Raw genomic sequence first — 17,552 nt, forward strand, 5'->3', positions numbered from 1 at the left:
AAGAGAGTTCATTTCGTGCCAAAAATTGTCGACAAGATCCTTCGCATGGGCGAAGGCAAGATCCTCAAGCAGCTTGAGGCAATTGCCAAGCAGGTGAATGCGCTCGAGGACGAGTTCAAGGCCATGAGCGATGACGAGCTGCGCGGTATGACCGATGAGTTCCAGGGTCGACTGGCCGATGGCGAGTCCCTTGACGACCTGATGCCGGAAGCGTTCGCGACCGTACGTGAAGCTGCCTGGCGTGTGCTGGGCCAGCGTCACTTCGACGTACAGATCATGGGTGGCGCAGCGCTGCACCTCGGCAACATCGCCGAGATGAAGACCGGCGAGGGCAAGACCCTCGTCTCGACCCTGCCGGCCTACCTCAATGCCCTTGAGGGCAAGGGTGTCCACGTCGTCACGGTCAACGACTACCTCGCGAAGTACCACGCTGAGTGGATGGGTCGCGTCCACCACTTCCTGGGACTCTCGGTCGGTCAGATCCTGCCGAGCATGAGCCCCAACGAGCGCCGCGAGTCGTACGCCGCCGACATCACCTACGGCACCAACAACGAATTCGGTTTCGACTACCTCCGCGACAACATGGCCGACAACATTGCCGACTGTGTCCAGCGCGGCCACAACTTCGCGATTGTCGACGAGGTCGACTCGATCCTGATCGATGAGGCGCGTACGCCGCTGATCATTTCGGGCCCGACTGAGGACGAGGTCAAGTGGTACGCCGAGTTCGCCCGGATCGTCGGCGCGATGAAGATCGACGAGCACTACGAGGTCGATGAGAAGAAGCGCACTATCGCCGTGTCCGAGGAGGGAATCGACCGGGTTGAGGACCAGCTCGGCATCGACAATCTCTATGACTCGGTCAACACGCCGCTGATCGGCTTCCTCAACAACGCGATCAAGGCCAAGGAACTCTTCAAGAACGACAAGGACTACGTCGTCATCGAGGGCGAAGTCCTGATCGTCGACGAGCACACCGGACGCATCCTGGACGGTCGCCGCTACAACGAAGGCCTGCACCAGGCGATCGAGGCCAAGGAGGGCGTGCGCATCCGCGAGGAGTACCAGACCCTCGCCACGATCACGCTGCAGAACTACTTCCGCCTCTACACGAAGCTCGGCGGCATGACCGGTACGGCGCTCACTGAGGCCTCGGAGTTCGACAAGATCTACAAGCTCGGTGTCGTCCCGATCCCGACCAACCGTCCTGTCGGTCGTATCGACCAGCCCGACCTCGTCTACCGCACCGAGCAGGCGAAGTTCGACGCCGTGGTCGAGGACATCGTCACGCGCCACCAGAACGGCCAGCCGATCCTCGTTGGTACGACCAGCGTCGCCAAGAGCGAACGACTCTCCAAGCAGCTCAAGAAGCGCGGCGTCCCGCACGAGGTGCTCAACGCCAAGCAGCATGATCGTGAAGCCGCGATCGTCGCTATGGCCGGACACAAGGGTGCCGTCACAGTCGCCACCAACATGGCCGGCCGCGGTACCGACATCATGCTCGGCGGCAGCGTCGAGTTCCTTGCTGACGCAGCACTGCGCGCCAAGGGCCTCGACCCGCTCGAGGACTCCGACGCATACGAAGCCGCTTGGCCCGATGAGCTCAAGAAGGTTGAGGCGCAGGTCGCTTCCGAGCATGACGAAGTTACCGCTGCTGGCGGTCTCGCCGTGATCGGTACGGAGCGCCACGAGTCGCGTCGCATCGACAACCAGCTGCGCGGACGTTCCGGCCGCCAGGGTGACCCGGGCGAGACCCGCTTCTACCTGTCGCTCGAAGACGACCTGATGCGACTGTTCAAGTCGGACTGGGTCAACTGGGTGCTGCAGAAGATGAAGATCCCCGACGACCAGCCGATCGAGGACAAGCGCGTCACCGGCGCCATTGCCTCCGCGCAGGGTCAGGTCGAGGCGCAGAACTTTGAGACTCGCAAGAACATCCTCAAGTACGACGACGTCATGAGCCGTCAGCGTGAGGTCATCTACACCGAGCGTCGTGAGGTGCTCGAGGGTCAGGACATGAACGAGTGGGTCCGCTCGATGATCGCCGAGGTCACGGGCGCCTACATCGACGGTGCCACCGAGGGATTCCCCGAGGAGTGGGAGCTGGAGCAGCTCTGGACCGCTCTCGGGACTCTCTACCCGGTCAGCCTGACGATCGAAGGTGTCGAGTCTGAAGCCGGAAGCCGTGAGGCGCTGTCGCGTGAGGGCCTCAAGGAGGCTATCGGCGGGGATGCGCTGGCGGCATACGAGAAGCGCGAGAGCGAGCTCGGCGAAGAGGTCATGCGTGAGCTGGAGCGTCGCGTCGTCCTGAGCGTGCTTGACCGCAAGTGGCGCGAGCACCTCTACGAGATGGACTACCTGCGCGAGGGCATTGGCCTGCGCGCCTACTCGCAGCGCGATCCGCTGGTCGAGTACCAGCGCGAGGGCTACGACCTGTTCAACGCCATGATGGAAGGCATTGCCGAGGAGTCGGTGGGCTTCCTGTTCAACCTCGACGTCCAGGTTGAGGCGGCAGAAGAGGCTGAGCCGCAGCTGACTGCCAAGGGTCTTGGTGGCGAGAAGAAGCAGCAGGCGCTGTCGTACTCCGCCCCGAGCGAAGACGGCGAAGCCGAGGTGCGTGGTGACTCGGCGTCAGCATCCGCTGAGACTCCGGAAGCCGAAGCGCGCCGTCAGGCGAACGCCAAGAACAAGGCACGCCAGAAGGCCAAGCAGCAGCGAAAGTCGCGCAAAAACAACCGCTAGGCCCAGGTCAGCGCCGTACAACGCCAGACCTTGTCGCCTCGGTGAGTTGTCTGGAGCTCGAGTCGCACGGCGAGAGCGCGCGAGCGTCCGCGGTGCACCATGCGCCCGGCGATTTCGGCGGCCTCGTCGTGCACCATCGCAACGTGAACTGACACGATCCGGGCGCCGCGCGCTGCGGTCGGGCGCCTCGGCGTACGGGCGTGGGCAGCGAGACGTGTGCTGAGCTGCTCGTACACATGGGGCGCCATCCACGGTCCCATCTGGCGTACGGGACGTTCGCCTGACAGCACCTCGACGAGCGCCTGCATGAAGCGCGCCGACCGATCACGTAGCGGTTTGGCATCTCCACGCTCGACGGGTGCAGGGAGCACCGGGGTCATGCCAGGGAACGGCAGAGGTATCTGATCCGGAGACGGTTCGACAATCCCGGTGAAGGACGGCCGAACGACGGGTACTGACAAGGCGGTGGCTGTCTTCATGAGGCGTCCTTTGCGGGTGGAGTGAGTCTCTGCAGTGGGTGGATCAGGTTCGGGTCGTCGCCGATCACGGCGCGGTTGGTGACGTACCAGCGAGCACAGGCGGTGGCGATCACGGAGTTTGTGGCTTCAGGTGGGAGCGAGCGAGCTGCGATCGTCCACAATGTGTCGCCAGGTCTGACGACCACTGATGGGTGGGACGGCGCCGAGGTCACCGGGCGATCGGGCAAGCGAAGGCCATCGAGCTGGTGGTCGGCCGGCGAGGTCACGCGCTCGGCGTTCACCGGTGTGAGTGCCAGAGCGCCCGCCGCGCCGGCAAACAGCGCGCGACGCATCAGGGCTGGAGTGATTGCTCGGGTCAGCCGTGATGAGCTCGAACCGACGCCGATGACGACAAGGACCCAGCTCGCGAGGGTGAATTGGACCAGTGAGGCAATCGCGATCAGCGCATTGGGAAAGTCGGGACCAGTGGCGGCCATTGCGGTCGCGCCCAGGTCGGGCGCGAGCAGCCACACGCTGGCTGCGGCTAGTGCGGCGAGCGCCCATCCATTGCGTGAAAGAAACATCCCCGAATGTCCTTTGATAACGTTTGATGACGTTTGAGAACAGACAAGACCGTTTGAATTCGGTTGTCAACCCTGAAATTTCGGGGGTGTGAGCGAAGCCCAGGCTGGGATAGCGTCCCCACATGCGATGGGAACGGCTCTTCCACGAGCTCGAGGCTCAAGCGGGCGATCTCGAGATGCAGGACCGCGATGCGCTGGTTGACGAGCTGCGCGATGGCGAGTGGGCCGAGACGTCATGGAGGTCGTTGCTGGGAGGCGCCATCGTCCTTGACGTGATCGGCGTCGGGCGCATTGAGGGCGTGTGTGTGCTGGTCAATGAGCAGGTCGTTCAGCTGCGCGGTGATCGAGCAGAGCACGTCATCAGCTCGGATGCCGTCGCATCAGTTGTTTCGTCAGAGCACCGTGCCGGACCCTCGTCGGCCGTGTCATCGGCTCTGGGTTGGGGTCATGTGTTTCGCGCGTTGCGTGCTGAAGGCGACTCCGTACGCCTGCAGACGATCACTGGATCGACGATCGATGGTCGTGTCGATGTGGTGGGTGCGGACTTTGTACGGATTCGCGAGGAGTCAGGTCGCGATCAGATCCTGACCTTTGCCGCGGTGGCAGCTGTCACCGGTCGGACGTGACGTCGTCGTCGGCGTGATCGAGATTGTCGGCGCGAGCGTACTGGCGAGAGATGTAGTCCTCGAGCTCTACTGCCTCAACGCGCCACTGACCTCGTCCGCCGATCTGAATGCCGCGCAGGTCACCTGATCGCACCAGTGCATAGACCTGGCGCACCGTGACATTGAGAACCTCAGCGACGTCTGCCAGCGTGAGGAACCTCGGAGTGAGGGGCGGCATGGCCCCAGTTTCCCACGTGGAGGTGTCAGTCCGTCGAACCCCCATTGCGCCTGTGGACAAGCTCAGTGGGGTATGGACGAACCCGCGTGGGATTCGATAGAACAATCCCTATGATCTGGCGGGGGCCTGATGATTCGGGGCAGACAAAGAGTGCAATGGCGTCGCGATTGCACCACCGACCGTGGCGGGATCCACGGCTGTTGATCGGCGTACTTCTGGTGCTTGGATCCACGATCCTCGGTGCTCGCCTGGTCGCCGCAGCGGACGACACCGTGCGCTACTGGGCGCTCGATCGCGCAGTTGCGCCAGGCGATTCCGTGAGCGCCGACGACCTGGTCGCCGTGCGAGTGCGCTTGTCCTCGAAGGTCTCGGACAACTATCTGCCCGCCGACGAGGAGTTCGCGGAACCGCTCGACGCACTCCAATGGGGCGAGCGCGGTGCCGCCGGCTCGCTGGTCGAACGCTCCTCACTCCAGCCCAAGTCGTCACTTGGTCGCAGCCAACTGCCGCTGAGCGTCGCGACTGGCGCATCGCCAGCCGATCTCGCTCGGGGCGATCTGGTCGATGTGTGGGTCGGGCCTGGGCCCGGCGACGAGTCCGATGACGAGGCCGTACGGATCCTGCAAGCCGTACGCATTGTCGAGACGGGCGATGAGTCCGCCTCGATCGGCGGATCTCTCGCGCAGACTGTGCTCGTCGACGTGGCCGATACCCAGCTCCAAGGCTCGGTCGTCGGCACAGTCGCCTCGGGGCACGTCACCCTCGTACGAGTCTCCTGATGGACGTCGTTCTCGCGGCAGGTGGCGCACCCTGGGAGACGGCGGCCATCAGCGAGATCGAAGGGTCGAGCAATCTCAGACTCGTACGCCGCTGCGTTGACGTTGCGGATCTCCTCGCGCTTGCTGACACGAACGTCGCTGGTGCAGCCCTCGTGCACACGGAACTCGCGGGACTCGACGCCGACTCGGTCCATCGGCTCGAACATTCGGGCGTTCGGGTGGCAGCTGTTGAGGCAGATGAGGAGCGGTGCAACGGTCTCGGAATCGCTCGCCGCGTGTCGCTGGGCGCGCTGGACCTCCTCATCCGGGACGCCGCCTCACCCGTCGATCGACGTGCTGACGACAGGGGCTCGATCGTCGCCGTGTGGGGACCGGCAGGTGCGCCGGGCCGCAGCTCGGTAGCGCTAGGACTTGCTGCCGCGGCTGCCGCCAAGGGTGTCGACACAGTGCTCGTGGACGCCGACACCTACGGTGGCTCGCTGGCCCAGATGCTCGCGGTGCTGGATGACGTGAGTGGACTGATGGCCGCGTGCCGTGCCGCCAACAACGGTCATCCCGGTCAGGTTGACGATCACCTCCTTGCGATCGGCCCCAAGCTGCGACTGCTCACCGGACTTCCGCGCGCGGACATGTGGCCGCAGGTGCGCCCCGGCGCGCTCGAGCTGGTGCTTCGGCAGCTCCGGATGACGGCCGAGTTGGTCATCGTCGACTGTGGATTCAGCCTCGAGTCGGCGCATGGACCGGTTGCCCGCAACCAAGCGACGCTTCAAGCACTGGAACAGGCCGATCAGGTGGTCGCGGTGGGCAAGGCTGACCCCGTCGGTTTGGCGCGTCTCGTACGCGGAGTTCATGACCTGGCAGACGTACGGCGCGGTGCCAACCCACCGACCGTGGTGATCAACATGATGCGACCGACGCTTGGCTGGAAGGAGCGGGATGTTGATGCGACCTTGCGCCGCCTCACCGGCCTGGCCACAGCGTCGTTCCTACCGTTCGATCAGCCAGCCCTCGATTCGGCTCTCATGTCGGGACGATCACCGCGCGACACATCGCCCGCGTCACCCTTTGTCGCCCGAATAGAAGTCCTGGCCAAGCAGCTCGTGAGTCGCAGCACAGTCCCAACCCTCTGAGGGTGCGCCGGTGGTAACTTCTCTGCAGGTCGCGTCGTCGTTTCTGTCAGGAGAGTCATGCAACGGTTGAGCCCGCTGGATGCGATGTTCCTGGCGCAGGACAGCCCGACCGTTCCCCGGCAGATCGCTTCACTCGCCATCCTTGAGCCCGGCAAGAACGGTCTCGACTACGACCGGCTGATCCACGTCATCAACGAGCGCATCGACCTGGTGCCCCGCTATCGCCAGGTTCCGCGCGGCGTGGGCATCGGTGCGCCCGTATGGCTGGATGACGAGAACTTCGACATCTCGATGCACGTACGTCGGTCAGCGTTGCCGCGACCTGGCTCGAGCGAGGCGCTCGACGAGCTCGTCGGGCGCCTGATCGCTCGCCGACTCGATCTGGATCGACCGTTGTGGGAGCTCTACCTCATCGAAGGTCTTGCCGGGGGCCGCGTGGCGCTGTTGTTTAAGGCGCACCAAGCACTCGTGGACGGCTCGGAGACAGTCGATCTGGCGCAGGTGCTGCTCGAGGAGACCGCCAAGGAACGCGACATCCCGCACGAGGACTGGAATCCGCGCTCACAGCCGACCTCGGCCGCCCTGCTCGCGGGCACCCTCAACCAGACCGTCAGGAATCCCCGCGAGGCCATCCGGGTCGCGGAGGTCGCCCTGGGGCGTATCGCTCGACTGTTGCCCGGCTCGGACGCTCAGGCGCCGCACAGTGTGCTGTCGACCGAGCTGTCGCGACACCGCCGCTTCTCTTCTCTGGCCGCGGATCTTGATGACTTCCGCAAGGTTCGTGACGCACATGGCGGCACCGTCAACGACGTGATCCTTGCGGCGATCACCGGCGGCATCCGTGGCTGGATGCTGACTCGCGCTGAACCCGTCACGGCCAAGACGCGATTCAGGGCCATGGTGCCGATGTCGGTCGTGTCTGATGACGGCCTCCCGACCTCGCTCGGCTCGAAGGTGCGTGGTCACCTGCTGTCGCTTCCGGTCGGCGAGACCAACCCGGTCGTACGGCTTCACCAGGTGTCGTACGCGCTCAAAGATCATCGCGAGACCGGTTCGGCGGTTGCCGCCAACAAGTTGGCCAACCTTCCGGGCTTCGCGACCTCGACCTTCCACGCGGTGGGTTCACGCGTTGCTGCGTCTGAAGAGGGACGCGGCCACCAGATCGTCATCACCAATGTTCCGGGCCCTCAGGACCCCGTCTACATGGCCGGTGAGGCGATCACCGAGGTCTACCCCTGCATCCCGTTGAGCGGCAGCCGCGCGGTTGCCATCGGCGTCACGTCCTACACGAACAAGGTGTTCTTCGGCATCGTCGGCGATCGTGATGCGGTGCCCGACGTCGACGTACTGGCGCAATGCATCGAGGACGCCCTGCTTGAGCTCGTCGAGACGATCGACAAGCGGAGCACTCATGCACCTCGTGGCCGACAGCGCCCGACCAAGGCCTGAACATGCGAATCTATGTCGCAGTCGACGCCGAGCTGCTTGAGCGGCTCGCGGCAGGCGAGCGCATCAGCGCGCCAGCATTCAGCGCTGAGAGCGAAGACGAAGAGGACGAGCTCGCGGCCCTTGAGGAAGCAGCAGAGCATGGCGCGGTCGTCGCCGCGGCCGATGTCGACGGCACGGATGACGTGGCGCTTGAAGACATCGCCTCGTTCCATGTCGACCTCGACGGCACTGGCGATCTGGCCTGGTTCGCGACGCAGGAGATCGACGCCGTGATCCGGGAGGCCCAGAAGCGCTGATCGGCGTACTCGACCGATCGCTGATAAACGCGGCCACGGAGCCGTAGCATCTCCGGAATGACTGCCGATGCATCGCCCACGCCTAGACACAGGATTCGCAAGGCATTGGTGGCATTCGCCGTGGTGATTGCCCTTCTCGTGGGCGGACTGTTCGCGTACACGTCGGCGAAGGACATGCAGGGACCGACGTTCATCGCGCGTTTTCTCTTCACGCGCACGTCGGACGCCGGAACGCTGTTCGATGGCCGCACGATTGATGCGGCAGCAGCGGAGCATCCCATCCCGGAGTCGGTACGACCGCTCCCATCGACTGTGCAGTGGATGGGCAAGCCTCTCGCGACCGAGAAGGTGCTGAAGACCACGAAGACCAACTCGTTCATGGTGCTGTGCCGTGGCGAGGTGGTTCACGAGTGGTACGCCGAGAAGAGCGACCGCACACGGCGTCAGTCCTCGTGGTCCGTTGCGAAGTCGGTGGTCAGCCTGCTGGTCGGGCAGCTCATCGGCGAGGGCAAGCTCACCGAGGACACCCGTCTCGTCGAGGTGCTTCCAGAGTTCAAGAACGGGACCGACTTCGACACCATCACGGTGGCCGATCTCCTCGACATGAAGAGCGGGATCGACGTGGCGGAGGACTACTCGTACTTCAAGCCGTTCTCAGGAGTTGGCGGCTTGCTGATGACGACCGACCTGGTGGGCTATCTCAAGGACAACCGCGGACTGCGGTTCGATCCCGGTTCGAAGTCTGAATACCGCAGCGTCGATGCGCAGTATCTATCGATGATCGCCAGCCGGGTCGACGGCAAACCGCTCGCCGAAATGGCGAAGGAGCGCCTGTGGGACCCGATCGGCGCGGAGGACGACGCCGTATGGAGCCTCGACAGCAAAGGCGGCATTGAGAAGGGCTTCGCAGCACTCAACGCGACACCACGCGACTTCGCCAAGATCGGGCTCTTGGTGGCCAACAACGGCAAGGTCGGCGACGAGCAGGTCGTGCCTGCGGCCTGGATCAAGCGCATCTCGACACCCGTTGCTGAGGCATACCCGGACTGGATGTACGCGGCTCAGTGGTGGCACCCGCCGGGACACGAGACTCATCACGACTTCATGGCCGAGGGTGTCTACGGCCAATATGTGTACGAGAATCCCGCGAACCACACCGTCATCGTCAAGCTCAGCGACTACGGCGCCGAGCAGGACGAGGAAGAGCTGGTCGACGTCTTCCGCTCGCTCGCGGGCAGTTGCACTTGACCCGCCGCAGATCTCGCGGACGTCAGGGGTGCGTGGCAGGCTGAACGCATGGCACTCGTGACCTACAAGGACCTCTGCATCGACGCCAGCGACGTCAGCGCTGTGGAGGGATTCTGGGCTCGTACGCTCGGGCTCACCAGCGAGGTCCTCCCTGACGGTGACGCCGTGCTCAAGGGTGACGACCCGTCCAAGACGGTGTGGATCAACCTCGTGCCGGAGGCGCTCAGCGTCAAGCAACGCGTACACCTCGATGTTCACGCGGCGTCGCTCGAACCCTTTTCGGCGCTGACCCAGCAGTCCGAGGATGGTGAGTTCCCCTGGACGGTGTTCCTCGATCCCGAGGGTGGTGAGTTCTGCGTCTTCGTACGCGATGAGGTCGACGACTATCTCTTCTACGAAGTCTGTGTCGATGCCGTCGACCACCAGAAGATCACCGCGTGGTGGGCTGACGTGCTCGGCGGGAACCTCGGCCACGACAAACAGGGCTACTCGTGGATCGACAAGGTGCCCGGAGTTCCGTTTGACGGATTCTCGTTCGCCACCGTGCCCGAGCCCAAGACGGTCAAGAACCGCATCCATTGGGACGTCACCCTCAACGAAGGCGTCACCGTCGACGACCTGGTGGTCAAGGGTGCTTCGATCCTTCGTGCGCCTGATGACGAGATCAGCTGGACGATCATGGCCGACCCCGAAGGCAACGAGTTCTGCGTCTTCGACCGCTGATGACGCGTCCGGTCGATCTCGCGTGATGGAATGAACCTGTGCCCCTCGACCTGAACACTGACGTCGTCACCCTGACCGCTGCCTTGGTCGACATCGCTTCTGAGAGCCTCGACGAGCAACAGATCGCCGACGATGTCGAGGCTGCACTCAGCACCGCGTCCCATCTCAAGATCGAGCGCGAGGGCCATACGATCGTCGCCCGCACCGAGCTCGGTCGTGCCGAACGAGTCGTCATCGCGGGTCACCTCGACACCGTGCCCGCCAACGGCAACTTCCCGTCGCGTCTCGAAGGCGAGATCCTTCACGGTCTTGGAAGCTGCGACATGAAGGGCGGGGTCGCTGTCGCTCTGCTGCTTGCCGCGCATGTTACTGAGCCAGTACGCGACGTCACGTACGTGTTCTACGACGGCGAGGAGATCGCATCGGAGTTCAACGGTCTCGGCAAGCTCGCGCGTACGCGACCCGACCTTCTTGCCGGCGATCTCGCGATCTTGATGGAGCCGACCGATGCCGGCATCGAGGCCGGATGCCAGGGCACGATGCGTGCCGATATACGGACGACCGGTGAACGCGCCCATTCAGCTCGCTCGTGGATGGGCTCGAATGCGATCCACGCGCTCTCGCCCGTACTCGACCGACTCATGACCTACGTGCCTCGTGAAGTCGACATCGACGGGTTGACCTACCGCGAGGGTTTGAACGCGGTCGGCATCAGCGGTGGAGTCGCTGGCAACGTTGTGCCCGACGAAGCCATCGTCACGGTCAACTTCCGCTTCGCGCCTGACCGTACTGAGGATGACGCGCACCGTCACCTGCAAGAGGTCTTCGAGGGCTTCGGGCTGACGCTGACCGATTCGGCACCGGGAGCCATGCCGGGCCTCTCGCAGCCGTCGACGGCAGCGTTCGCCGCCACGGTCGGTGGCGAGGTGAAGCCGAAGTTCGGCTGGACCGACGTCGCGCAGTTCACCGTGCTCGGCATCCCGGCGATCAACTACGGGCCCGGTGACCCGATGTTTGCGCACAAAGCCGACGAGCACGTACCGATTGAGCAGCTCCGCCGCGTGCACAGCACGATGGCGGCTTGGCTGTCCGCTTAGACCGGTTCTGCGACCGGCCCCTGGTCGAACTGCGTGCGATAGAGCTCTTCGTAGCGTCCACCCTGTGCCAACAGTTCGGTGTGGTTGCCCTGTTCGACGATCCGGCCGTCTTCGACGACGAGGATCAGGTCGGCCGCTCGTACGGTCGACAGTCGGTGAGCGATGACCAGCGAGGTACGGCCGGTGAGCGCTGCTGCGAGCGCTTCCTGGACTGCGGCTTCCGAGGTTGAGTCGAGGTGAGCCGTCGCCTCATCGAGGATCACCAACTGCGGGCGCGCCAGCAGCAGCCTGGCGATCGTCAGGCGCTGACGCTCGCCGCCCGACAGGCGGTAGCCGCGTTCGCCGACGACGGTGTCGAGTCCGTCGGCCAGTGAGCGGATGAGGTCGTCGAGTCGCGCGTCGTGCAAGGCCGTCCACAGCTCGTCCTCGGTCGCCTCGGGGCGTGAGAGCAGGAGGTTGGAGCGTACGGACTCGTGGAACAGGTGACCGTCCTGCGTCGCCATACCGAGCGTGCGGCGAATTGATGACAGGGTCAGATCGCGTACGTCGACACCGTTGAGTCGGATCGCTCCGGTGTCGACGTCGTACAGACGCGGTACGAGGCTGGCGATCGTTGACTTGCCGGCACCGGACGTACCGACCAGCGCAACGAGCTGGCCCGGCTCAACGGTGAACGAGACGTTGTGGAGCACGTCCACGCCGCCGCGGCTGTCGAGCTGAGCGACCTCTTCAAGGGACGCCAGCGAAACCTTGTCGGCCGATGGGTACGCAAACGTCACGTCATCGAACTCGACAGTCACGGGTCCGGCAGGCAGATCGATCGCATCTGGCTTCTCGGCGATGAGCGGCTTGAGGTCGAGCACCTCGAACACTCGCTCAAAGCTGACGACGGCGCTCATGACCTCGACGCGTGCGCTGGCCAATGCAGTCAGTGGCGCGTAGAGGCGGGTGAGCAGAAGTGCCATCGCGACAACGTCGCCGGGATCGAGCGAGCCGCGCAGTGCGTAGAAGCCACCAAGTCCGTAGACGACAGCCAAGGCCAGGGCCGAGACCGTGGTGAGCGCGGTGACGAAGACCGACTGCAGCATGGCCGACTTCACGCCGATGTCGCGCACGCGACGAGCGCGGGCAGCGAACTCGATCGACTCCTGCTCGGGGCGACCGTAGAGCTTGACCAGGGTGGCTCCGGGAGCCGAGAAGCGTTCGGTCATCCGGGTGCTCATCGTGGCGTTGTAGTCAGCGGCCTCGCGTCGCATCGCCGCAAGCCGGCCACCCATGCGTCGTGCTGGGATGACAAAGACTGGCAACAGGACCAGCGCGACCAGGGTGATCTGCCACGAAATACTCAGCATCACGATGAGGGCCAGGGTCAGCGTGACGAGGTTGCTGACAACTCCGGAGAGAGTGTCACTGAAGGCGCGTTGAGCGCCGAGGACATCGTTGTTGAGGCGGCTGACGAGCGCGCCGGTACGCGTACGGGTGAAGAACGCGACGGGCATCCGCTGTACGTGATCGAAAACCTTGGTGCGCAGGTCGAGGATCAGACCTTCGCCGATATTGGCCGACAGCCAGCGGGTGAAGATGCCGAATCCGGCATCCGCGAGCGCGATCAGCGCGATCAGCCCGGCAAGCTCAAACACCGTTCGACGCGAGTCGCCATCGACGATCGAGTTGACGACCTTGCCGGCCAGCACGGGAGTCGCCACCGCGAGCACGGCGGTGATGACGCTCATGATCAGGAACAGGATCAGTTTGCGCTTGTGAGGGACAGCGAACGAGGCGATGCGCCGCAACGTTTCGCGGGTCACTTTGTGCGAGCCTTCGCTGTTCATCATTGTGCGGTGCAGCGCGGACCATGCTGTGGCGTCCATGCTCATGTGTTGTTCTCCATTGTTCGACCATCAGTCTCTACCAAGCCACTGACGAACGTACGACCTCACGTCGACTTGAGGTCAAGCCGATAGCCTCAAACCATGACCGAACGACGTGAAACCCAGAAGGGGCCGATCAGGCTCCGCGGCGATCAGGTGCAGTCCAGCACCACTGACCAGCGACTCCTCGACTCTCGTGGACCGTCCGATTGGGTGCACACCGATCCCTGGCGTGTCCTGCGCATCCAGTCTGAGTTCGTCGAAGGCTTCGGCGCGCTCGCCGAGCTCGGTCCGGCCGTCAGCATCTTCGGCTCGGCGCGCACCAAGCCTGACGACCCGATGTACGAAGCGGCCCGCCAGATCGCCATGAAGCTCTGCGGCGAGGGCTACGCCGTGATCACTGGTGGTGGCCCCGGCGTCATGGAGGCGGCCAACCAGGGCGCCCACGAGTGCGGGGGAGTCTCCGTCGGCCTCGGCATCGAGCTGCCGCACGAGCAGGGCATGAACGAGTACGTCGACCTCGGCATCAACTTCCGCTACTTCTTCGTGCGCAAGACGATGTTCGTGAAGTACGCGCAGGGCTACGTCGTCATGCCCGGTGGCTTCGGCACGATGGATGAGCTGTTCGAGGCACTCACGCTGGTGCAGACCGGCAAGATCACGTCGTTCCCGATTGTGCTGTTCGGATCTGAGTACTGGGGCGGTCTGATCGACTGGCTGCGCAACACGATGCTCCCCGACGGCAAGGTCAATGCCCTCGATATCGACATGCTGCACATCACCGACGACATCGACGAAGCCGTCGCCTGGTTCGTCGCCAAGGACAACTAGGCAAGACCTCGGCGGGCAACCGCCGGCGGTCGGTCGCCCTTGATCGACGCGACCATGTCGAGTACCTGGCGTGTCTCGGCGACGTTGTGCGCGCGGAAGACACGCGCTCCCTGCCATGCGGATATGGCGGTGGCGCCGAGAGTGCCGGGCAGTCGGCGGTCCTTGTCGAGGTCGAGCGTTTCGCCCACGAAGTCCTTGTTGGACAGCGCCACCAGAACCGGCCAGCCGGTCGCCACGAGCTCATCGAGTCGTCGGGTCAACTCGAGGCTGTGACGCGTGTTCTTGCCAAAGTCGTGCGTCGGGTCGATCAGGATGCCGTCGGCCCGCACACCGGCCTCCACGGCCTTGCCAGCCAGCTCTGTGACCGTGTTGATGACGTCGGCGACAACATCTGCGTACGCAGCGCGGTGGGGGTCCGTACGAGGGCCGATTCCGCCCGTGTGGCTGCAGACGAGGCCCGCGCCGTGTTGGGCGGCGACTGATGCCAACTCAGGGTCGTGGCCTGACCACGTGTCGTTGACGAGATCGGCGCCGAGTTTGCAGAGCTCGTCCGCGACCTCGCTGCGCCAGGTGTCGATGCTGATCACCAGTTCAGGGAATCGCGACCGTGCCTCGGCGACGAAGTCGGACGTACGCCGGAGCTCCTCAGTCGCGTCGACTTCAGGACCGTAGCCAGCGCGTACGCCGCCAACGTCGACGATGTCCGCACCCTCCGAGACGGCCCGAGCCAGATGCTCAAGCGCCGGCTCGAGATCAAACGTCGCGCCGTTGTCGTAGAACGAGTCGGGCGTGCGGTTGATGATCGCCATCAGCGCGAACTCGCCAGGCGCGAACTCTCGAGAGCCCAGTCGGAGACTGTCCTCTCTGCGTGGCACGATCACGTTCATGAGCCTAGACGTGGTCCGTTGTCCGTGGGGCGACGATCCCGCGATGATCGAATATCACGACACCGAGTGGGGCAAGGAGCTCCGCGGCGATCGTGAGCTGTTCGAGCGGATGTCGCTCGAGGCCTTCCAGTCGGGGCTCTCGTGGCTGATCATCCTGCGCAAGCGTGAGGGATTCCGCGAAGCGTTCGCGAACTTCGATCCGGAGGTCGTGGCGACCTTTGGAGACTCCGACGTCGAGCGATTGCTGCAGGATGCCGGAATCGTCCGCAACCGCATGAAGATCGAAGCGACGATCAGCAACGCCCGCACTCTGCTCGAACTCGACGAGTCCTTCAGCGACCTGCTCTGGTCGTTCGCCCCACCGCCTCGACCGGCCCCCACGTCGTACGCGGAAGTCGACGCAACAACCCCTGAATCGATGGCGATGGCCAAGGCGCTCAAGAAGAAGGGCTTTCGGTTCTTCGGGCCCACCACTGCGTATGCGCTGATGCAGGCCACCGGCATGGTCAATGACCACCTTGAGGACTGCATCGCTCGCTGAGGCGTGGCTCCCGGCAATTTCGGCGAAAATACCTACCATCGGAGCATGAGCAACTCCCGCAAGTCGGCACGGTCACGCAGAGTCCTCGCGGCGACCGCGCTGCTCATCACAGCGGTGCTCGTCGCAGCTGGCGCCATTGCCGTCTCGACGGTTCCCGTACTCGTCGGCGCCACGATCTACGGCGTCGTCGCAGGCATCGTGTCTTCGCGACTCATCGCCAACGATCTCGGTCAGATGCGCCGCGATTGGGCGAAGGACCGAGCCGACATCGCCAACCACAATCGGTTGCAGGCAGTGGCTCGCTCGAAGGAGCACACGGCCTTCGCCGAGCAGATGAGCTCGCGCATCAAGCACAAGGATGCGCAGATTGAGACTCTTCGCGACTCGCTCGTCACCGCTGAGATCGACCTGGCCAAGACTCGCGAACGCGTCTCAGCCGAACGCGCCCGTGTGGACGCATTGACCGCCGACCTCAGCTCTGCCCAGTCGGATGTCGAGTCCGCTCGCTCCGACCTGATGAAGGCCAACGATGCACTCGCGGCGAGTGAAGCCGCGGAGATCCAGGCTCGCGCCGAAGTTGTCGCCTGGGAACAGTCAGCGACCGACGACCAGCGTCGTCAGCACCAACGTCCAGCCTGACTAGCGACCGGTGAAGCTTGGCTTCTCCTTGGCGAGGAATGCCTTGACCGCTGCGAGGTGATCCTCGGATGCGCCGGTCAGCGCCATCTTCTGAGCCTCCTGGTCGAGTGACGCCGGGAAATCATTCGTCGCCGAGAACGCCAGCGAACGCTTGATCGACGCGTACGCCAGCGTTGGCCCGTCAGCGAGTGAACGAGCCAGAGCCGCAACCTCAGCGTCGAAGGCGTCATCGTCGACGACCGTCGTGGCCATACCGAGCTCGAGGGCTTCGTCGGCGGGGATCGTACGAGGCTGCAGCAGCAGTTGCGTGGCGCGACCAAAGCCGACCAGGCGGGGGAGCGTCCACGACGCACCGGTGTCACACGACAGCGCGATACCGGCGAAAGCGAGGTTGAATCCGGCCGAGCGACGCAACAGTCGGAAGTCGGCGGCGAAGGCCAAAGATGCCCCTGCACCTGCGGCGATGCCGTTGACGGCAGCGATCACGGGCTTTGGCATGGTGGCGATCGCGGTGACCGCCGGGTTGTAGTGCTCCTGGACCGTGTCGGAGAGCTGACCAGGGTCGTCGGATGTCAGTCCCGCGACGTGTTCCTTGAGGTCCTGGCCGACGCAGAACGCCCGCCCGGTGCCGGTCAGCACGACGCAGCGGGCCTCGCTGTCGGCCGCCGCCTGATGCAGCGCGTCCCTCAGCGCGACCTTCGTATCGGTCGTCAGGCTGTTCATGGTGTCGGGCCGATTGAACGTCACGGTGGCGACGCCGTCGGCCACCTCGTACGTCACCGGCGGGGTGCTGGACTCACTCACGAAGGGCCTCCTGTGGGACTGCGGTCGAAGGAGATCGAACCATAGGCGATAATAGGAGGCACGCGTCCAGCAGTTTCAGCCGGACGCATCGCGACGAGAGGGGAACTGATGGCCGCCATGAAGCCACGGACCGGAGACGGCCCGATGGAGGTCACCAAGGAGGGACGCTGCATCGTCATGCGCGTTCCACTCGAAGGCGGCGGACGCCTCGTCGTCGAGCTCAACAATGAAGAGGCTGAAACCCTCGGCGACGCACTCAAAGCTGTCTGATGTTCGGGCTGACCGTTCGTTGGTCATTGCAGGACGCCCCCAAGGGCACACTCAAAGCTCTCCGTGCGTACGTGGAGGACGAGTCGTACGCCAAGTTCGCCGGTCTCGAAGGCCTTCGGGTCAAGACGTGGCGCGCTCGCAAGGGCGAATGGTTTGAGGGCTCCTACGTGTTTGTCTCCGAAGAAGCCCGCGAGAAGTTCCAGGAGGACTTCGAGCAGCGAGCAGCTGAGTCGCCCGGTTCCAAGATCGTCGGTTCTGCACCGATCTCGATCGAAGCCTGCGAGATCGTTGCAGTCGTACGAGGTCCGGCCGGCTTCCGTTCGTCCTCACATTTCGAGCACGCCAGGGACGACGACTAAC

20 protein-coding genes are annotated in these 17,552 nt (G+C 64.2%); 14 read left to right on the top strand and 6 right to left on the bottom strand.

The window, feature by feature from the left end; all coding sequences use genetic code 11:
- Nucleotides 1-15: 15 nt before the first annotated feature.
- Nucleotides 16-2,742 (top strand): preprotein translocase subunit SecA, encoded by a 2,727-nt coding sequence (secA, locus tag J2X11_RS05520; RefSeq protein ID WP_309967675.1) that lies wholly within the window; start codon nt 16-18, stop codon nt 2,740-2,742.
- Here secA and J2X11_RS05525 read toward each other — a convergent pair.
- Nucleotides 2,739-3,221, bottom strand: a complete 483-nt coding sequence (locus tag J2X11_RS05525; RefSeq protein WP_309967678.1) for an Rv3235 family protein — start codon at nt 3,219-3,221, stop codon at nt 2,739-2,741. The genes secA and J2X11_RS05525 overlap by 4 nt on opposite strands.
- Nucleotides 3,218-3,784 carry a LysM peptidoglycan-binding domain-containing protein gene (locus J2X11_RS05530; protein WP_309967681.1) on the bottom strand — a complete coding sequence of 189 codons (567 nt, stop codon included), beginning with the start codon at nt 3,782-3,784 and terminating at the stop codon, nt 3,218-3,220. The genes J2X11_RS05525 and J2X11_RS05530 overlap by 4 nt, the downstream gene beginning before the upstream one ends.
- Nucleotides 3,785-3,906: 122 nt before the next feature.
- Here J2X11_RS05530 and J2X11_RS05535 point away from each other — a divergent pair, with 122 nt between their 5' ends.
- Entirely contained in the window at nt 3,907-4,410 is a 504-nt protein-coding gene (locus J2X11_RS05535) for a hypothetical protein (protein ID WP_309967684.1), read from the top strand.
- Here the strand turns inward: J2X11_RS05535 and J2X11_RS05540 are convergent.
- Nucleotides 4,394-4,627 (bottom strand): helix-turn-helix domain-containing protein, encoded by a 234-nt coding sequence (locus J2X11_RS05540; RefSeq protein WP_309967687.1) that lies wholly within the window; start codon nt 4,625-4,627, stop codon nt 4,394-4,396. The genes J2X11_RS05535 and J2X11_RS05540 overlap by 17 nt on opposite strands.
- Nucleotides 4,628-4,782: 155 nt before the next feature.
- Between J2X11_RS05540 and J2X11_RS05545 the strand changes: the two genes are divergently transcribed.
- The 7 genes from J2X11_RS05545 to dapE are packed head-to-tail and all read left to right on the top strand — an operon-like array spanning nt 4,783 to nt 11,349.
- The gene (locus tag J2X11_RS05545; protein WP_309967690.1) at nt 4,783-5,406 is read left to right on the top strand and encodes a hypothetical protein; all 624 of its coding nucleotides are present in this window, start codon (nt 4,783-4,785) and stop codon (nt 5,404-5,406) included.
- Nucleotides 5,406-6,536 carry an AAA family ATPase gene (locus J2X11_RS05550; RefSeq protein ID WP_309967693.1) on the top strand — a complete coding sequence of 377 codons (1,131 nt, stop codon included), beginning with the start codon at nt 5,406-5,408 and terminating at the stop codon, nt 6,534-6,536. Before J2X11_RS05545 ends, J2X11_RS05550 begins: the two co-directional genes overlap by 1 nt.
- Before the next feature lie 57 nt (nt 6,537-6,593).
- On the top strand, nt 6,594-7,985 hold the full coding sequence (locus tag J2X11_RS05555; protein WP_309967697.1) for a WS/DGAT/MGAT family O-acyltransferase: 1,392 nt from the start codon (nt 6,594-6,596) through the stop codon (nt 7,983-7,985).
- Between the two features lie 2 nt (nt 7,986-7,987).
- Nucleotides 7,988-8,281, top strand: a complete 294-nt coding sequence (locus tag J2X11_RS05560) for a hypothetical protein (protein ID WP_309967700.1) — start codon at nt 7,988-7,990, stop codon at nt 8,279-8,281.
- A 57-nt stretch (nt 8,282-8,338) separates the two neighbouring features.
- Complete coding sequence (locus J2X11_RS05565; protein WP_309967702.1) at nt 8,339-9,529, top strand: serine hydrolase domain-containing protein; 1,191 nt, start codon at nt 8,339-8,341, stop codon at nt 9,527-9,529.
- A 48-nt stretch (nt 9,530-9,577) separates the two neighbouring features.
- On the top strand, nt 9,578-10,252 hold the full coding sequence (locus tag J2X11_RS05570) for a VOC family protein (RefSeq protein ID WP_309967705.1): 675 nt from the start codon (nt 9,578-9,580) through the stop codon (nt 10,250-10,252).
- Nucleotides 10,253-10,290: 38 nt separating this feature from the next.
- Nucleotides 10,291-11,349 carry a succinyl-diaminopimelate desuccinylase gene (gene dapE / locus J2X11_RS05575; protein WP_309967706.1) on the top strand — a complete coding sequence of 353 codons (1,059 nt, stop codon included), beginning with the start codon at nt 10,291-10,293 and terminating at the stop codon, nt 11,347-11,349.
- Here dapE and J2X11_RS05580 read toward each other — a convergent pair.
- The gene (locus tag J2X11_RS05580; protein WP_309967708.1) at nt 11,346-13,226 is read right to left on the bottom strand and encodes an ABC transporter ATP-binding protein; all 1,881 of its coding nucleotides are present in this window, start codon (nt 13,224-13,226) and stop codon (nt 11,346-11,348) included. The two genes, dapE and J2X11_RS05580, sit on opposite strands and share 4 nt — an antisense overlap.
- A 96-nt stretch (nt 13,227-13,322) precedes the next feature.
- On the opposite strand from J2X11_RS05580, the gene J2X11_RS05585 reads away from it, so the two are divergent.
- A complete protein-coding gene (locus J2X11_RS05585) occupies nt 13,323-14,051 on the top strand; it encodes an LOG family protein (RefSeq protein WP_309967710.1) in 729 nt (242 codons plus the stop codon).
- Here the strand turns inward: J2X11_RS05585 and folP are convergent.
- Nucleotides 14,048-14,932, bottom strand: coding sequence for a dihydropteroate synthase (folP, locus tag J2X11_RS05590; protein ID WP_309967713.1), 885 nt, complete (start codon nt 14,930-14,932; stop codon nt 14,048-14,050). The two genes, J2X11_RS05585 and folP, sit on opposite strands and share 4 nt — an antisense overlap.
- A 4-nt stretch (nt 14,933-14,936) precedes the next feature.
- Here folP and J2X11_RS05595 point away from each other — a divergent pair, with 4 nt between their 5' ends.
- Complete coding sequence (locus J2X11_RS05595) at nt 14,937-15,479, top strand: DNA-3-methyladenine glycosylase I (RefSeq protein WP_309967716.1); 543 nt, start codon at nt 14,937-14,939, stop codon at nt 15,477-15,479.
- 45 nt (nt 15,480-15,524) lie between these two features.
- Nucleotides 15,525-16,118, top strand: a complete 594-nt coding sequence (locus J2X11_RS05600; RefSeq protein WP_309967719.1) for a hypothetical protein — start codon at nt 15,525-15,527, stop codon at nt 16,116-16,118.
- On the opposite strand, the gene J2X11_RS05605 is transcribed toward J2X11_RS05600, so the two are convergent.
- Nucleotides 16,119-16,922, bottom strand: a complete 804-nt coding sequence (locus J2X11_RS05605) for an enoyl-CoA hydratase-related protein (RefSeq protein ID WP_309967721.1) — start codon at nt 16,920-16,922, stop codon at nt 16,119-16,121. It lies immediately after the preceding gene.
- 108 nt (nt 16,923-17,030) lie between these two features.
- On the opposite strand from J2X11_RS05605, the gene J2X11_RS05610 reads away from it, so the two are divergent.
- Both J2X11_RS05610 and J2X11_RS05615 read left to right on the top strand, forming a co-directional pair.
- A complete protein-coding gene (locus tag J2X11_RS05610) occupies nt 17,031-17,192 on the top strand; it encodes a DUF3117 domain-containing protein (protein WP_162237311.1) in 162 nt (53 codons plus the stop codon).
- A complete protein-coding gene (locus J2X11_RS05615) occupies nt 17,192-17,551 on the top strand; it encodes a hypothetical protein (RefSeq protein ID WP_309967724.1) in 360 nt (119 codons plus the stop codon). The genes J2X11_RS05610 and J2X11_RS05615 overlap by 1 nt, the downstream gene beginning before the upstream one ends.
- Nucleotide 17,552 lies beyond the last annotated feature (1 nt).

This window comes from Aeromicrobium panaciterrae (genome assembly GCF_031457275.1).
Lineage (GTDB): Bacteria > Actinomycetota > Actinomycetes > Propionibacteriales > Nocardioidaceae > Aeromicrobium > Aeromicrobium panaciterrae_A.

Bases quoted from the DNA above. Each gene is read 5' to 3' on its own strand.
- J2X11_RS05525 (WP_309967678.1), bottom strand. From the start codon at position 3,221: ATGAAGACAGCCACCGCCTTGTCAGTACCCGTCGTTCGGCCGTCCTTC.
- J2X11_RS05530 (WP_309967681.1), bottom strand. From the start codon at position 3,784: ATGTTTCTTTCACGCAATGGATGGGCGCTCGCCGCACTAGCCGCAGCC.
- J2X11_RS05535 (WP_309967684.1), top strand. From the start codon at position 3,907: ATGCGATGGGAACGGCTCTTCCACGAGCTCGAGGCTCAAGCGGGCGAT.
- J2X11_RS05540 (WP_309967687.1), bottom strand. From the start codon at position 4,627: ATGCCGCCCCTCACTCCGAGGTTCCTCACGCTGGCAGACGTCGCTGAG.
- J2X11_RS05545 (WP_309967690.1), top strand. From the start codon at position 4,783: ATGGCGTCGCGATTGCACCACCGACCGTGGCGGGATCCACGGCTGTTG.
- J2X11_RS05550 (WP_309967693.1), top strand. From the start codon at position 5,406: ATGGACGTCGTTCTCGCGGCAGGTGGCGCACCCTGGGAGACGGCGGCC.
- J2X11_RS05555 (WP_309967697.1), top strand. From the start codon at position 6,594: ATGCAACGGTTGAGCCCGCTGGATGCGATGTTCCTGGCGCAGGACAGC.
- J2X11_RS05560 (WP_309967700.1), top strand. From the start codon at position 7,988: ATGCGAATCTATGTCGCAGTCGACGCCGAGCTGCTTGAGCGGCTCGCG.
- J2X11_RS05565 (WP_309967702.1), top strand. From the start codon at position 8,339: ATGACTGCCGATGCATCGCCCACGCCTAGACACAGGATTCGCAAGGCA.
- J2X11_RS05570 (WP_309967705.1), top strand. From the start codon at position 9,578: ATGGCACTCGTGACCTACAAGGACCTCTGCATCGACGCCAGCGACGTC.
- J2X11_RS05580 (WP_309967708.1), bottom strand. From the start codon at position 13,226: ATGAGCATGGACGCCACAGCATGGTCCGCGCTGCACCGCACAATGATG.
- J2X11_RS05585 (WP_309967710.1), top strand. From the start codon at position 13,323: ATGACCGAACGACGTGAAACCCAGAAGGGGCCGATCAGGCTCCGCGGC.
- J2X11_RS05595 (WP_309967716.1), top strand. From the start codon at position 14,937: ATGAGCCTAGACGTGGTCCGTTGTCCGTGGGGCGACGATCCCGCGATG.
- J2X11_RS05600 (WP_309967719.1), top strand. From the start codon at position 15,525: ATGAGCAACTCCCGCAAGTCGGCACGGTCACGCAGAGTCCTCGCGGCG.
- J2X11_RS05610 (WP_162237311.1), top strand. From the start codon at position 17,031: ATGGCCGCCATGAAGCCACGGACCGGAGACGGCCCGATGGAGGTCACC.
- J2X11_RS05615 (WP_309967724.1), top strand. From the start codon at position 17,192: ATGTTCGGGCTGACCGTTCGTTGGTCATTGCAGGACGCCCCCAAGGGC.